Source organism: Acidovorax sp. (assembly GCF_046294525.1).
Lineage (GTDB): Bacteria > Pseudomonadota > Gammaproteobacteria > Burkholderiales > Burkholderiaceae_C > Acidovorax.
This window is the reverse complement of the sequence record NZ_JBKBKQ010000006.1, coordinates 41,150-55,062: the sequence shown is the minus strand read 5'-3', so window position 1 is coordinate 55,062 and position 13,913 is coordinate 41,150. Positions and strand designations below refer to the sequence as shown.

The following is a 13,913-nucleotide window of genomic DNA, read 5'->3' as shown; positions in this document are numbered from 1 at the left end:
TTTTGTTGATACGTTGACTCGTCGTTCTTACAGGAGATGCCCATGTCCACCGAAGCCAAGTGCCCCTTCGACCACACCAAAGCCGTGCCCACGGGCCCGCGCAATGCCGACTGGTGGCCCAACCAGCTCAATCTCCGCCCGCTCAACCAGAACTCCCCGCTCAACGACCCGATGGGCGACGGTTTCAACTACGCGGAGGAATTCAAAAGTCTCGATCTTGCAGCGCTGAAAGCGGACTTGCGCGCGCTGATGACCGACTCACAGGATTGGTGGCCGGCTGACTTTGGCCACTACGGCCCCCTGTTCGTACGCATGGCTTGGCACAGCGCGGGCACCTACCGCCTGGCCGATGGGCGCGGTGGTGCGGGGGCCGGGCAGCAGCGCTTTGCGCCGCTCAACAGCTGGCCCGACAACGCCAACCTGGACAAGGCCCGGCGCCTGCTGTGGCCCATCAAGCAGAAGTACGGCCGCAAGATTTCGTGGGCTGACTTGATGATCCTGACCGGCAACGTGGCGCTTGAATCCATGGGCTTCAAGACCTTTGGTTTTGCTGGTGGCCGGCCCGACGTGTGGGAACCCGACGAGAACGTGTACTGGGGCGCCGAGGCCACTTGGCTGGGCGGCGACAAGCGCTACAGCGGCGAACGCGACCTGGCCAACCCGTTGGCCGCCGTGCAGATGGGCCTGATCTACGTGAACCCCGAAGGCCCCAACGGCAACCCCGACCCGCTGGCTGCAGCGCGCGACATCCGCGACACGTTTGCCCGCATGGCCATGGATGACGAGGAAACCGTGGCGCTGATTGCCGGCGGCCACACCTTTGGCAAGACACACGGCGCGGGCGATGCCGCGCTGGTGGGCCGTGAACCCGAGGCTGGTGGCATTGAAGACCAGGGCCTGGGCTGGATCAGCAAGCATGGCAGCGGCCTGGGTGGCGACACCATCACCAGCGGCCTGGAAGTGACGTGGACGACCACGCCCACGCAATGGAGCAACAACTTCTTTGAAAACCTGTTCGGCTACGAGTGGGAGCTGACCAAGAGCCCGGCGGGTGCGCACCAGTGGACGGCCAAGGGGGCTGCTGCCACGATTCCGCATGCGCACGACCCGTCGAAAAAGCTCGTGCCGACCATGCTGACCACCGACCTGTCCCTGCGCTTTGACCCCGCATACGAAAGAATCTCGCGCCGCTTCTTGGAGAACCCCGAGCAGTTTGCTGACGCGTTTGCACGCGCCTGGTTCAAGCTGACCCACCGTGACATGGGCCCGCGTGCGCGCTACCTCGGTCCAGAAGTGCCGGCCGAAGTGCTGGTATGGCAGGACCCGGTTCCGGCGGTGGACCATGCGCTCGTCGATGAACAAGACATCGCAGCGCTCAAGGCCCAGGTGCTGGCATCGGGCCTGTCGATCTCCGAATTGGTATCGACGGCCTGGGCTTCTGCCTCGACATTCCGCGGGGGCGACAAGCGCGGCGGTGCCAACGGCGCGCGCATTCGCCTCGCTCCGCAAAAGGACTGGGAAGTGAACCAGCCTGCCCAACTGTCCAAGGTGCTGGGCCAGCTTGAAACCATTCAGCGCGAGTTCAATGCGGCGCAATCGGGCGGCAAGAAGATCTCGCTGGCCGACCTGATCGTGCTGGCCGGTGGGGTCGCCGTAGAGGCTGCGGCGAAGCAGGCCGGGCAGGACGTGAGCGTACCGTTTTCACCCGGCCGCACGGACGCCTCGCAAGAGCAGACCGATGTGCCGTCGTTCGAAGTGATGGAACCTGTGGCCGACGGCTTTCGCAACTACCTGCGCCCGGGCCTCGAAGGTGCAGCGGTCGAACTACTGGTGGACCGTGCCAACCAGCTGACCTTGACGGCCCCGGAGATGACGGTGCTAGTGGGTGGCCTGCGGGTGCTGGGCGCCAATGTGGGCGGGGCCGCCCACGGCGTGTTCACGCAGCGCCCCGGTGTGTTGAGCAATGACTTCTTTGTCAACCTGCTCGACATGCGCACGAAGTGGCAGAAGTCCGCAGCGGCGGCGGGCGTGCTGGAAGGCGTGGACCGTGCCACCGGCGCACGCAAATGGACGGGCACGGTGGCCGACTTGGTGTTCGGTTCCAACTCAGTGCTGCGCGCGCTGGCCGAGGTGTATGCCAGCAGCGATGCGCAAGCGGTGTTTGTGCGGGACTTTGTACGCGCCTGGACCAAGGTGATGAACCTGGACCGGTTTGATCTGGCCGCTAGCGGCGGCGCCTGACCCCGGCTTGACGCCGACGCGCCGCGCTGCCTGACCACGCTGTGGTGCGGCGCGGTGCGGCAAGATTCAGAAACGAAAAAAAGGCCCGGCGGTACTAAGTACCTGCCGGGCTTTTTGCTTTTTGCTTTTGTGCGTTGGCGGCATTCCAATCCCGTGCTCGCTACCATCGCTGCTGATCTTTCACACTCAAGGAGAGCCTGCGTGACGCAACCATCCCCATCCAAAGACTATGAAAAAGGCTTGTCCACCCGCCGCGAGGTCATGGGTGACGACTTCGTGGACCGGGCGCTTGGCAACGCCACGGCCTTCACGCAGCCCATCCAGGAGTACATCACGCGCAACGCGTGGGGCGATGTGTGGCAGCGGCCGGGTATCGACCGCAAGACGCGCAGCCTCATCACGGTGTCGATGCTCATCGCGCTGGGCAAGCAGCATGAGCTCAAGGGCCATGTGCGTGGCGCGCTGAACAACGGCGCCACGGCCGAGGAAATCCAGGAGGTGTTGCTCCACGCCAGCATCTACTGCGGCCTGCCCACGGCGGTAGAGGCTTTCCGCACGGCAGCCGAAGTCATCGACGGCCCCGGCAAGTGAGCCTGCGGTCGCGGTACGTCAGCCCGCCAGCAGTTTGTGGACCAGGTCTGCCGCAGTGGACGCGTTGTACTTGCGCATGAGGCGGGCGCGGTAGATCTCCACCGTGCGGTGGCTGATCTCCAGCGTGCGCCCAATCTCCTTGGACGTGAGTCCCTCCAGCAGCCGCGCAGCCACTTCGCGCTCGCGCCCGGTCAGCTCAGCCTTCACCGGGCGCTGCGAACTGAGGTCTTCAAAGCTCCAGATGCCTGATTCGTGCGGCGCGTTGCGGTTGAGCGCCCGGCCCGACACATGGCACCAGAACACCTCGCCGTTGGCGCGCTTCATGATGCGGTTGTCGGCGTAGTGGCCCTTGGCGTTGAGGATGGGCTCCATGTGTGCGCCCAAGCGCTCGTATTCATCGGCGCTGGGGTAGAGGACCTGGAACGACTGGCCGATCAGCACCTCGCGCGACGCGCCGAACATTTCGCAGACATGGCGGTTGCAGTCGACCATGGTGCGGTTGCGCGAAAGCACCAGCCCCACGGGGGCCATGTCAAAAGCCAGTCGGTAATCCACTTCCATAGTGCTAATCTTTACGGAAAACTACTTATTTGAGTACGTAGTATCGTAGCGCATCCCATCAATAAGGAGATCGTGGTGAACAAGGTATTTCCATCGGCCGCCGAAGCCCTCAAGGGCGTGGTGGCGGACGGCCAACTGATGGCCGTTGGCGGCTTCGGCCTGTGCGGTATTCCCGAGGCCCTGATCGACGCACTGCGCGATTCAGGCGTGAAGAACCTTACCGTGATTTCCAACAACGCAGGCGTAGACGGCTTTGGCCTGGGCAAGCTGCTGGAGACCCGCCAGATCAAGAAAATGATCTCGTCGTATGTGGGCGAGAACAAGGAGTTCGAGCGCCAGTACCTGGCGGGCGAGCTGGAGCTGGAGTTCACCCCCCAGGGCACGCTGGCCGAGAAGCTGCGCGCGGGCGGCGCCGGCATCCCGGCCTTCTTCACCAAGACGGGCGTGGGCACCATCGTGGCCGAGGGCAAGGAACTGCGCGAGTTCGACGGCGAAACCTACGTGATGGAGCGGTCGCTGGTGCCCGATGTGGCGCTGGTCAAGGCCGATGTGGCCGACAGGTCGGGCAACCTGCGCTTCAACCTGACGGCGCGCAACTTCAATCCGGCCGCGGCCACCGCCGGCAAGGTCTGCATCGTCGAGGTGGAAAAGATTGTGGAAGTGGGCGAGCTGGCCCCTGACGACATCCATCTGCCCGGCATCTATGTGCACCGCATCGTGCTCAATGCCAACCCCGAAAAGCGCATCGAAAAAAGAACGATCACCGAGAAAGCAGGAGCCTGACCATGCCGTGGACCCAAGACCAGATGGCCGCCCGCGCGGCGCAAGAACTTGAAGATGGTTTCTATGTGAACCTGGGCATCGGCATACCCACGCTGGTGGCCAACTTCACCGGCGACAAGGAAGTGTGGCTGCAGTCGGAAAACGGCATGCTGGGCATCGGCCCCTTCCCGACCGAAGACAAGGTGGATCCAGACCTCATTAACGCGGGCAAGCAGACGGTGACGACCATCAAGGGCTCGTCCATCTTCGGCAGCGACCAGTCGTTTGCCATGATCCGTGGCGGCAAGATCAACCTGTCCATCCTGGGCGCCATGCAGGTCAGCGAAAAAGGCGACCTGGCCAACTGGATGATCCCCGGCAAGATGGTCAAGGGCATGGGCGGCGCCATGGACTTGGTGGCCGGCGTCAAGCGCGTGATCGTGCTGATGGAGCACGTGGCACGCAAAAAGGACGGTACCGAGGACCTGAAGATCCTGCCCCAGTGCACGCTGCCCCTCACGGGCGTGGGCGTTGTGGACCGCATCATCACCGACCTTGGCGTGCTGGACGTGACGCCAGAGGGCCTCAAGCTGGTGGAGCTGGCGCCGGGCGTGACTTTTGATGCCCTGCAGGCCAAGACGGGTGTCACGCTGATCAAGTAACTTTTGCGCAGCACTTCACAGCCATTCGCTGGTTGTGTGGCGTGCAGAAAAAAGGCCGGAGCCCCGCAAGGGACTCCGGCCTTCTTGATGGCATTAAATTCTGCGCCCTGCCTGCGCAGGGCTGCAGGAATTACATCGCGCTGAATTCGCCCGAGGGGATCTGGCCAGTACGCAGGGCTTCGGCAGCCTGGGCACGCACGGCAGCGCGGTCAGCTGTGGAGCTGTAAGTCACCACGCGCGAACCTGCGGGTTCCTGGCTGCGGGTCTGGGCCACGGTGGCGGCTTCGGCAGCCACTTCGGCGCGGGTGCGGTTCGTTTCGAACTGGGTAGCGAACTGCGAAGCATCGGCTTCGTCAGCGTGGGCGCCAAAAGAAGCGAAGGCAGCGACGGCAGCGATGGACAGGAAACGTGCGGTGTTGTTCATGATGAAAGTCCTCAAAAAGTTGATCAGCAAAGTCGGCTCAGATCACCGGGGTGGCTTGCCTGTATGGGCGGCTCCTCCGGCTTCGGTGAGTCGCCTGGTGAAGGGCTCGGCTCATCGATGGGGTGAACTGTACGCGGCCGAGAGCCCGAGAAAAACCACTCAGTCGCAAACTAACTGTTCCAGTATTGGAAACAATCAAGCTGGAACTTTTGAAGATTGAGGCGAAACTGAGCCATGAACTGGCTCTGAAGAGGGCTTTTGCAGCACGATCTTCATGAAAACCCTTGCATGCATTTGGGACAATGACAATTCCGTGAACCGACTGGCCCACCACACGGTCTCCCACCGTTGAAGTCTTGATCTCCCTCAAGATTTCTGTGTGCGGTCCAGGAAGGCGTCAGCAGGGGGCAAGCTGGCGCCCTATAGTCGCAGGTAACTTTTTGTGTTTCTTGCATGACTGACACGCTTGAACCGGCGGGCCTGGATGCCGCTGACAGTCCCCACTATCTGCGCGCACTGACCGACATGGCCGACCGGCGTGCGGTGGTGGCCGATTCGGCCATCTACACCGCAAATGGCATCAAGCTGGTGGAAAAGGGCGCCCGCATCGACAGCCGCCTGTACGACCGGCTGGTTCAGCACAAGCTGCGCGAGCCCATCGACCGCCATTTGTCCATCGACAACCCTGTGGACGTGCCCGCGCTTCTGGCGGCCACCCAGGCCCTGACCGAGCAGGAAGCCCTGCCCGCGCTGTTGGCGCAAACGCTGGGTTCGGCAGCCCGGCTGCTGGCGCCGCTGCGCTCGCTGCCACTGCCGCCCTCCATGGCCTGCAAGCTCACCGTGATGCGGGACCAGCGGCCGCAGTTGTTCCAGCACAGCCTGCAGATGATGACGGTGGCTATCTATCTGGGCATCAAGAGCGCGCTGACCGAGCGCGATTGCGGCGCTCTGGCGGCTGCCGCCTTGCTGCACGACCTGGGCGTGTTGCACATGGACCCTGTGTGGGACGACCCCAACCACAAGGTGGTGGGGCCGCAGCGCAAGCACCTGGTCGCGCATCCTATTTCGGCCATGCTGATGATCCGCGACACCCAGGCCTATCCCCGCTCGGTGGAAGTCGCCGTGCTGGAGCACCACGAGCGCATGGACGGCAGCGGCTATCCGCGGGCATTGGCAGGCGCTGACATCACGCCCATGGGCCGCATCCTGCTGCTGGCGGAAGTAGTGGCCGCGTTCTACGAGAAATATGACGACATGCCCGCGCAGCGCCTGTCGCTGGTGCTGCGGCTCAACCACCGCAAGTTTCCTTCCACGCTGGTGTCCCACATCCTGCCCTTGCTGCAGGAAGAGATGACCCGCGAATCCGCGCTGATGCCCTTGGGCAACGATGCACCGCGCCAGATCGAACTGCTGGCCGAGGCGTTTTCCCACTGGGACCAGCTCAAGGCGGCGCTGCCGGTCGCAGCGGCGGCCAAGGCCGCGCCCCATGGTGCCTTCGCGTTTGCCGATGCGCGCCTGATGGCGCTGCAAAAAGCCCTGATCGAAGCCGGCTCCCATCCGCAGCAGCAAAACGAAATGATGGCCCAGATGAAGGGCGATGCAGTGGGCATGGCCGAGGTGGCCTTGGTGGGACGCGAGGCGCTCTGGCAGTTGCAGAGCATTCTGAACGCGAGCCACCGCCGCTGGCCCCAGCTGTCAGAGCGTGCCACGCCCGAAGACGCTGCCGTCGCCGACTGGTGCGACTGGGTCGTGCGCCGCCTGTAGGGCAAGATAAGCCCAGGCCCTGCAACGCCGACTGCGAACGGGCTGGGAAGGAGGGGATTGGTGATCCACCGTACGGAGGCTTTGCATGATTGACCACACAGGGATTCACGTCACCGACATTGCGCGCAGCCGGGCGTTTTATGCGGCGGTGCTGGCCACCGTGGGCTATGTGCCCCGTCTGGATCTGGGAGACGCCGTGGGGTTTGGCGCCAAGGTGGTCGACCCGGCGGATGACCCCGCGGGCGAGTTCTGGATTGCCCAGGCCGAGCCTTTTGTGCCCCGCAGCCATATTGCGTTTCGGGCGGCCGACGAAGCCGAGGTGCAGGCCTTTCATGCGGCGGCTTTGGCGGCAGGCGGGAAAGACAACGGCGCTCCGGGGCTGCGCCCCCGCTACCACGCGCATTACTACGCCGCCTTTGTGCTGGACCCCGATGGCTACAACATTGAGGCGGTTTTTCACCGCAGCGCCCAGCCGCCCGCTGCGCCCGTGTGACTGTGCCTGCGGCAGCAGGGTGACAGCCGTGCGGCTTGCGGGCTTGTCAAACAGGGGCTGTTTGCTGCCGCTGCGCAAGAACCCGATCCTGCCGGTGCGGGATGTGGATGAGGATTCCCTGTACGGCAAAATACTGGTTATATTTACAGTATTGTTGTCTGTGAACCCTTGTTCTTGCCATGCCTGCCCTCAGCCCCGTTTTGCGGGTCGTGTCCGATCTGCCATCTGCCGTGCCGGGTGTCTGGCATGCCGACTCGCTGAGTGCCGGGCCCTTGCAGGCGCAGCCCACCGGGCATGCGCTGCTGGATGCGCAACTGCCGGGGGGCGGCTGGCCTGTGGGGGCAATGACGGAAGTGCTGCAAGCCCGGCCCGGCCTGCACGAATGGCAGCTGGTGCTGCCCGCGCTGGTCCAGGCCGCTGCCCTGCGCAGAGGGGCCGTGGTGGTGGTGGCCCCCCCGCACGAGCCGTTTGTGCCGGCTTTGCAAGCCCAGGGCCTGCGGGCAGAACGTTTGTGCCGCTTACAGGCAAGCCAGCCCCAGGCGGCGTTGTGGGCCACTGAACAGGCGCTGCGCTGCCGGGATGTGATGGCTGTGCTGGCCTGGTTGCCCCAGGCACAACCTGCGGCGCTGCGCAGGCTTCAGCTGGCGGCGGCGCAACAGCAGCAGTTGCTGTGGGTGTTTCGGGGGGGGGATGCGGCGGGGCAGGCATCGCCAGCCATGCTGCGGGTGCAATTGCAGGGCTTGCCGCTGCCAGGCCACCCGGCGGGGGCACCACAGATGCAGGTGCACATTCTCAAGCGCAAGGGACCGCCCCTGGACCAGGCGCTGAGCCTGCCCGCTTGCCCCTCTTTGCTGGCCCAGGTGCTGCAGGCGCAGGCCAGTCGCCGCATGGCTGCGCAGCAGTACGCCCAACAGCTGGTGCAGGGCCGAAGCAGCCCGTCTCTGGCGCCCGTGGGCTCCGTGCCCGCCGCGGCATCCATGGTGGAGAGTGCGCATGCACTGGATCGCATTGCCCCTGCCGTGTCTGGATGAACCTGCCCCCGCCCCGGACAGCGGTGAGGCGCAGGCGGGAGCGGCCTATTGGTGGGCGCTGCGCTTTACGCCGCGGGTTGCACTGGTGGATGGCGAGGCCTTGCTATTGGAGGTGTCCTCCACAGAGCGCCTGTGGGGCGGTCGCGAGGCCTTGCAATCGCTGGTGCTGCAAGCCTGGCGCGATGCCGCTGCTGTGCTGCGCGGCGATGTCGGTGAGGATGTGGCCCTTGCGGGTAGCGCCCCCGCATCCGCGCACCCGCCACCGTGGGGGTGCGGGCCGACCGCGCTGGTCGCGCAGGCCCGGCTGCGCATGGTGCAGGCAGGGTGCGTTGCTGCCGGGCAGGGCGGGGCGGTGCATGCGCTGCCTTTGCACACGCTGACCGCGCTGCGGCCCCATGTGCCCAGCCTGGAGCGCATGGGGTGCCGCACCTGGGGCGCCCTGCGCGCGTTGCCGCGTGCGGGGGTGGCCCGGCGCATTGGCGCGGCGGCATTGCATGCGCTGGACCAGGCGCTGGGCGAGGCGCCTGAGGCCCACGCCTGGCTGGAGCTGCCCGAGCAATTTGCTCTGGCCATCGAGCTGCCCGCGCTGGCTGAATCGGCCGATGCCCTGCTGTGGAGCGCCAACCGCTGCCTGGCGGCCTTGCAAGGCTGGCTGCAGGCGCGCCAGCAAGGGGTGGTGGCGCTGGAGCTGTCGTGGCGCCATGACCTGCGGCGCGTGGATGGTGTGATCATTCCGCCCGTACAAAGCTTGGCGGTGCGCACGGCGCAGGCCACGCAGGACATGGCGCATCTGCGGCGCTTGCTGTCTGAAAACCTGGCCCGTACCACACTGGCCGCGCCGGCCAACCACATCACGCTGCGCCTGCTGGAGGCAGCGCCGTTGCCCCACCGCAGCGCCAGCCTGCTCCCCCCGGACGGTCGCGCCGGGCAGCACTCAGGTCAGGGGGGCGGCGATGAGCCTGGTGAAGCCCTGCACCAGCTGCTGGAGCGCCTGTCGGCCCGCCTGGGCGCAGACCAGGTCACCGCGCCCGTTCTTCTGGCCGACCACCGGCCCGAACGCATGCAGCAGTGGAAGGCTGCGGCCGAGTTGCTGCCCACCTCGGGGCGCGGAACATTGCCCAGACCGGGCGGCTCGCACCTCCGCCCCCCGCCGGTCAATGCACCGCTGCAGCAAGGCACAGCCCATGCACCCGACGCCACCCTCTGGCCCACCTGGTTGCTGCAAGCGCCCCGTCGGCTGACCTTGCAGGGCAACCGGCCCTGCTACCAGGGCCTGCTGCGCCTGCTGGCCGGGCCGCACCGCTTCGAGGCGGGCTGGTGGTCTACCGACGCCACAGAGGGCGCACTCCATACGAGCCCATCCGACGCTCCCTGCCCCGGCCTGGCCCTGCGCGACTACTTCGTGGCCCACAACGATGCCGTGGGCTTGGTGTGGGTGTTTCGCGAAAGGCTCCCCCGGCGCAGCGGGCCGGGGCAGGCCACGGCCGTGGCCCCGTCGCCGCCCCGCTGGTTTCTGCACGGCATCTTTGGGTGATGGCATGGCCGCTGCGTCTTTTCCACCTGCCGGGCATGCCATGGCCCCCATCCCTGCGCCGCCAGACCCCATGCCCCGGCTGCCGGGGTATGCAGAGCTGCATTGCCTGTCCAATTTCAGCTTCCAGCGCGGCGCCTCGCACCCGCAAGAGCTGGTGGAGCGTGCCGCTGCACTGGGTTACCACGCCCTGGCGCTGACCGATGAGTGCTCGGTGGCGGGCGTGGTGCGCGCCTGGCGCGTGGCCGAACCCATGGGCTTTCACCTCATTGTGGGCAGTGAATTTTTGTGGGGCGACCTGCGCGTGGTGGCGCTGGCGCGCGACGCCGAGGGCTGGGGCAACCTGTGCGAGTTCATCACCGCGGCGCGGGCGGCTGCACCCAAGGGGCAATACCGGGTGGGGCCGGACAGTCCCTGGCAGATGCTGCAGGGCTGCGAACTGCTGCTGGCGCCTTGTCGTCACGCGTTTGTTGCTTCTGATTTTGTAGCTATCAGCGCTTGTCTATCAAGCGCTAGAGGCCAATTTGGCTCAAATTTTGACGGCCAGATCTGGCTGGCGGTGGAATTGCACCAGGCACCCGACGACGGACTGTGGCTGGCCACCCTGCAGCGCGCAGGGCGGGCGCTGGGCCTGCCGCTGGTGGCGGCGGGCGATGTGCACATGCACCTGCGTTCGCGCAAGCCGCTGCAGGATGTGATCACGGCCGTGCAGCGCGGCTGCAGCGTGGCCGAGTGCGGCTTTGCGCTGCAGCCCAATGCCGAGCGCCACCTGCGCCAACGCGTGCGGCTGGCGGGGATCTACCCGCCCGAGCTGCTTGCCGCCACGCTCACCGTGGTGGGCCGCTGCACCTTCCGGCTCGACGAGATCAAGTACCAGTACCCGCTGGAAACCGTGCCCCCCGGCATGACGCCCGCGCAGGCCCTGGCCTGGCTGGTGCAGACAGGGGTACACAGCCATTACCCGCAGGGCGCACCCGAGCGCGTGCAGGCGCAGATCACCAAGGAGCTCGACCTGATCGCGCACTGCGGGTATGAGATGTACTTCCTTACGGTGCACGACATCGTGCGCTATGCGCGCAGCAAGGGCATTCTGTGCCAGGGCCGCGGCTCGGCCGCGAACTCGGTGGTGTGCTACCTGCTGGGCATCACGGCGGTCGACCCCGAACAGTCCCACCTGCTGTTCGAGCGCTTCATCAGCAAGGAGCGCAAGGAGCCGCCCGACATTGACGTGGACTTCGAGCACGACCGGCGCGAAGAGGTCATCCAGTACATCTACGACAAATACGGCCGCGACCGCGCCGCCATTGCCGCCGTGGTCACCTGCTACCGCACGCGCAGTGCCCTGCGCGACGTGGGCAAGGCCCTGGGCGTGGCGCCCGCGCTGGTGGACGCCTTTGCCAAAGACCACCACTGGTTCGACGAGGACATTGCCGCCGACCGCCTGCAGGAGCTGGCCGCCACCGTGGGCGCGCCGCTGCACCGGCACACAGCCGCGCTGTGGCTGGAGCTGGCGGCCGAGCTGAAGGACTTTCCGCGCCACCTCAGCCAGCACGTGGGCGGCTTCGTGCTGACCCAGGGCAAGCTTACGCGGCTGGTGCCCGTGGAGCCCGCCACCATGGAAAAGCGCTCCGTCATCCAGTGGGACAAGGACGACCTGGATGAGATGAATCTGCTTAAGGTCGATGTGCTGGCTCTGGGCATGCTCAGCGCCCTGCGCCGCTGCCTGGACCTGCGTGCGGTGCTGCGCGGCGAGCGCTGGGGCCTGAAGGACATCCCGCGCGAAGACCGGGCCACCTACGACATGATCTGCGCCGCCGACACCGTGGGCGTGTTCCAGATCGAGAGCCGCGCCCAGATGAGCATGCTGCCGCGCCTGCAGCCGCGCGAGTTCTACGACCTGGTGGTGGAAGTGGCCATCGTGCGGCCGGGGCCTATTCAGGGCGGCATGGTGCACCCGTACCTCAAGGCGCGCGAGCGCAAGCGCAAGGGCTTGCCGCTGGTGCTGGAAATGCCCGAGCTGGAAGCAGCGCTGGAACGCACGCTGGGGGTGCCCATCTTTCAGGAACAGGTCATGCAGATCGCCATGATTGCGGCGGGCTTCTCGGCGGGCATGGCCGACGACCTGCGCCGGTCCATGGCCGCCTGGAAGCGCAGGGGCGGAGTGCACCGGTTTGAGCGCCCCCTGATCGGCGGTATGGAGGCGCGCGGTTACCGCACCGAGTTTGCGCAGGCCATCTTCCAACAGATGCTGGGCTTTGGCGAATACGGCTTCCCCGAGAGCCATGCCCACAGCTTTGCGCTGCTGGCCTATGCCAGCAGCTGGCTCAAGTGCCACGAGCCCGCATGCTTTCTGGCCGCACTGCTCAACTCGCTGCCCATGGGCTTCTACACCGCCTCACAACTGGTGCAGGACGCGCGCCGCCACGGCGTGCGCGTGCTGCCCATCGACGTGACCGTGAGCGACATCGACTGCACGCTGGAGGGCGAACCAGAACCCCTGCGGCCCGCGCGCGGCCTGGGCGCACCGCCATTGCCTCAGCCCGCCGTGCGCCTGGGCCTGCGGCTGGTGGCCAGCCTGCATGCGCAATCGGCCCAGCGCCTGGTGGCGGCCCGTGCCGCCGGCCCCGCGTTTGCCAGCACCGAAGATCTGGCCCTACGCGCCAATCTGGATACGCAGGACTTGCGGGCCCTGGCCGCAGCCGATGCACTGGCCAGCCTGTCGGGCCACCGCCGCCAGCAGATGTGGGACGCTGCGTCTCAGCACCGCGCTCCGCCATTGCTGCGCGATGCGCCGGTGCATGAGGCGCCGCTGGAGCTGCCTGCCGCGCCCGAGGGCGAAGAAATCCTGTTCGACTACGCCGCCACCGGCCTCACGCTGCGCCGCCACCCGCTGGCCCTGCTGCGCCCGCGCCTTGCGCGCTGGCGCCTCAAGACAGCGCTGCAACTGCTTGCCGTGCCCAACGGCCGCAAGGTGCGCGCCTGCGGCATCGTCACCGTGCGCCAACGCCCCGGCACCGCCAAGGGCAGCATGTTCGTCACGCTGGAGGACGAGACTGGTCCCGTCAACGTGATCGTCTGGCCGTCCATGGTGGACGCCTGGCGCAATGCACTGCTCAGATCACAGCTGTTGGCCGTCGAGGGTTTGTGGCAATGCACAGTCCCTGAAGGCGGTGCGGCTGATGGCACGCCGCCACCGGCCGTCCGGCACCTGGTGGCGCAGCGCTTCAAGGATCTGACCCCGCTGCTGGGCCGTATGGCGCACGCGTTGCAGGGCAGCCGGGATTTCCACTGACCCTCCAGCCGACGGAGCAGGCCGTCAGCGGCCCAGCAGATAGGCGTGCGGGTCGATGAAGAAAGCCTTCTTGTACCCCTGCGTGGCGCCATCCATCTTCCATGGAGCCGGCAGCAAGCGGACGATGGAGTAGTGCAGATGGGGCGGCTTGCCCTGCGCGTTGCCGGTGGCGCCCAGCGTGCCGATGGCCTCGCCAGACGCCACGGGCGACAACATGCCGGCCCGGATCGCATCCAGGTGCGCAAAGTAGTGCAGCCGCCAGCGTGGGCCCAGCACCAGCACCACCTTGCCACCCTTTGCCAACTCACCGGCAAACACCACGATGCCATCGGTGGTGCTGAGCACCCGCGTGCCGGTCTTGCCGAAGATGTCGATGCCCTTGTGCACCCCAGATGTACCCCAGGGCTCGAACCAGAAGGACTTGGCGTTCCAGTCGCGGGCCGACGCGCCAGCCACCGGGATGCGGATGCGCTCGGGCAGCAAAAAGCCCAGCACCAGAACGCCCAGAGCGCACAGCAAAGCCCATCGCAAGGGGCGCGGAAAGTGTTGAAGCATGAAAAG

12 protein-coding genes are annotated in these 13,913 nt (G+C 66.2%); 9 read left to right on the top strand and 3 right to left on the bottom strand.

Annotated elements, in window-relative coordinates:
- Positions 1 to 42 precede the first annotated feature (42 nt).
- Entirely contained in the window at positions 43 to 2,241 is a 2,199-nt protein-coding gene (gene katG, locus ACK4HJ_RS08345) for a catalase/peroxidase HPI (RefSeq protein WP_409829841.1), read from the top strand.
- Positions 2,242 to 2,442: 201 nt separating this feature from the next.
- Complete coding sequence (pcaC, locus tag ACK4HJ_RS08340; protein WP_409829838.1) at positions 2,443 to 2,832, top strand: 4-carboxymuconolactone decarboxylase; 390 nt, start codon at positions 2,443 to 2,445, stop codon at positions 2,830 to 2,832.
- An 18-nt stretch (positions 2,833 to 2,850) separates the two neighbouring features.
- Here pcaC and ACK4HJ_RS08335 read toward each other — a convergent pair whose 3' ends face one another.
- A complete protein-coding gene (locus ACK4HJ_RS08335; RefSeq protein ID WP_409829836.1) occupies positions 2,851 to 3,393 on the bottom strand; it encodes a LuxR C-terminal-related transcriptional regulator in 543 nt (180 codons plus the stop codon).
- 75 nt (positions 3,394 to 3,468) lie between these two features.
- Between ACK4HJ_RS08335 and ACK4HJ_RS08330 the strand changes: the two genes are divergently transcribed.
- Positions 3,469 to 4,176, top strand: a complete 708-nt coding sequence (locus tag ACK4HJ_RS08330; RefSeq protein ID WP_409829833.1) for a CoA transferase subunit A — start codon at positions 3,469 to 3,471, stop codon at positions 4,174 to 4,176.
- Positions 4,177 to 4,178: 2 nt separating this feature from the next.
- Entirely contained in the window at positions 4,179 to 4,817 is a 639-nt protein-coding gene (locus ACK4HJ_RS08325) for a 3-oxoacid CoA-transferase subunit B (RefSeq protein ID WP_409829830.1), read from the top strand.
- Positions 4,818 to 4,947: 130 nt separating this feature from the next.
- Here ACK4HJ_RS08325 and ACK4HJ_RS08320 read toward each other — a convergent pair whose 3' ends face one another.
- Positions 4,948 to 5,241, bottom strand: coding sequence for a DUF4148 domain-containing protein (locus ACK4HJ_RS08320; RefSeq protein WP_409829828.1), 294 nt, complete (start codon positions 5,239 to 5,241; stop codon positions 4,948 to 4,950).
- A gap of 453 nt (positions 5,242 to 5,694) precedes the next feature.
- Between ACK4HJ_RS08320 and ACK4HJ_RS08315 the strand changes: the two genes are divergently transcribed.
- The 5 genes from ACK4HJ_RS08315 (at position 5,695) to ACK4HJ_RS08295 (ending at position 13,352) form a co-directional block, all read left to right on the top strand.
- Positions 5,695 to 7,005, top strand: coding sequence for an HD-GYP domain-containing protein (locus ACK4HJ_RS08315; protein WP_409829827.1), 1,311 nt, complete (start codon positions 5,695 to 5,697; stop codon positions 7,003 to 7,005).
- Positions 7,006 to 7,090: 85 nt separating this feature from the next.
- Positions 7,091 to 7,498, top strand: a complete 408-nt coding sequence (locus tag ACK4HJ_RS08310; protein WP_409829823.1) for a VOC family protein — start codon at positions 7,091 to 7,093, stop codon at positions 7,496 to 7,498.
- Between the two features lie 179 nt (positions 7,499 to 7,677).
- A complete protein-coding gene (imuA, locus tag ACK4HJ_RS08305) occupies positions 7,678 to 8,529 on the top strand; it encodes a translesion DNA synthesis-associated protein ImuA (protein WP_409829821.1) in 852 nt (283 codons plus the stop codon).
- Entirely contained in the window at positions 8,492 to 10,063 is a 1,572-nt protein-coding gene (locus tag ACK4HJ_RS08300) for a DNA polymerase Y family protein (RefSeq protein WP_409829818.1), read from the top strand. The genes imuA and ACK4HJ_RS08300 overlap by 38 nt, the downstream gene beginning before the upstream one ends.
- Positions 10,064 to 10,103: 40 nt before the next feature.
- A complete protein-coding gene (locus ACK4HJ_RS08295) occupies positions 10,104 to 13,352 on the top strand; it encodes an error-prone DNA polymerase (RefSeq protein WP_409829816.1) in 3,249 nt (1,082 codons plus the stop codon).
- A 24-nt stretch (positions 13,353 to 13,376) separates the two neighbouring features.
- Here the strand turns inward: ACK4HJ_RS08295 and ACK4HJ_RS08290 are convergent, their stop codons facing one another.
- Positions 13,377 to 13,907, bottom strand: coding sequence for a M23 family metallopeptidase (locus ACK4HJ_RS08290; RefSeq protein ID WP_409829813.1), 531 nt, complete (start codon positions 13,905 to 13,907; stop codon positions 13,377 to 13,379).
- Positions 13,908 to 13,913 lie beyond the last annotated feature (6 nt).

Excerpts from the sequence above, each read along its gene's own strand:
- katG (WP_409829841.1), top strand. The coding sequence starts at position 43 with ATGTCCACCGAAGCCAAGTGCCCCTTCGACCACACCAAAGCCGTGCCC.
- ACK4HJ_RS08315 (WP_409829827.1), top strand. The coding sequence starts at position 5,695 with ATGACTGACACGCTTGAACCGGCGGGCCTGGATGCCGCTGACAGTCCC.
- ACK4HJ_RS08335 (WP_409829836.1), bottom strand. The coding sequence starts at position 3,393 with ATGGAAGTGGATTACCGACTGGCTTTTGACATGGCCCCCGTGGGGCTG.
- ACK4HJ_RS08325 (WP_409829830.1), top strand. The coding sequence starts at position 4,179 with ATGCCGTGGACCCAAGACCAGATGGCCGCCCGCGCGGCGCAAGAACTT.
- imuA (WP_409829821.1), top strand. The coding sequence starts at position 7,678 with ATGCCTGCCCTCAGCCCCGTTTTGCGGGTCGTGTCCGATCTGCCATCT.
- ACK4HJ_RS08290 (WP_409829813.1), bottom strand. The coding sequence starts at position 13,907 with ATGCTTCAACACTTTCCGCGCCCCTTGCGATGGGCTTTGCTGTGCGCT.
- ACK4HJ_RS08300 (WP_409829818.1), top strand. The coding sequence starts at position 8,492 with ATGCACTGGATCGCATTGCCCCTGCCGTGTCTGGATGAACCTGCCCCC.
- ACK4HJ_RS08295 (WP_409829816.1), top strand. The coding sequence starts at position 10,104 with ATGGCCCCCATCCCTGCGCCGCCAGACCCCATGCCCCGGCTGCCGGGG.
- ACK4HJ_RS08320 (WP_409829828.1), bottom strand. The coding sequence starts at position 5,241 with ATGAACAACACCGCACGTTTCCTGTCCATCGCTGCCGTCGCTGCCTTC.
- ACK4HJ_RS08310 (WP_409829823.1), top strand. The coding sequence starts at position 7,091 with ATGATTGACCACACAGGGATTCACGTCACCGACATTGCGCGCAGCCGG.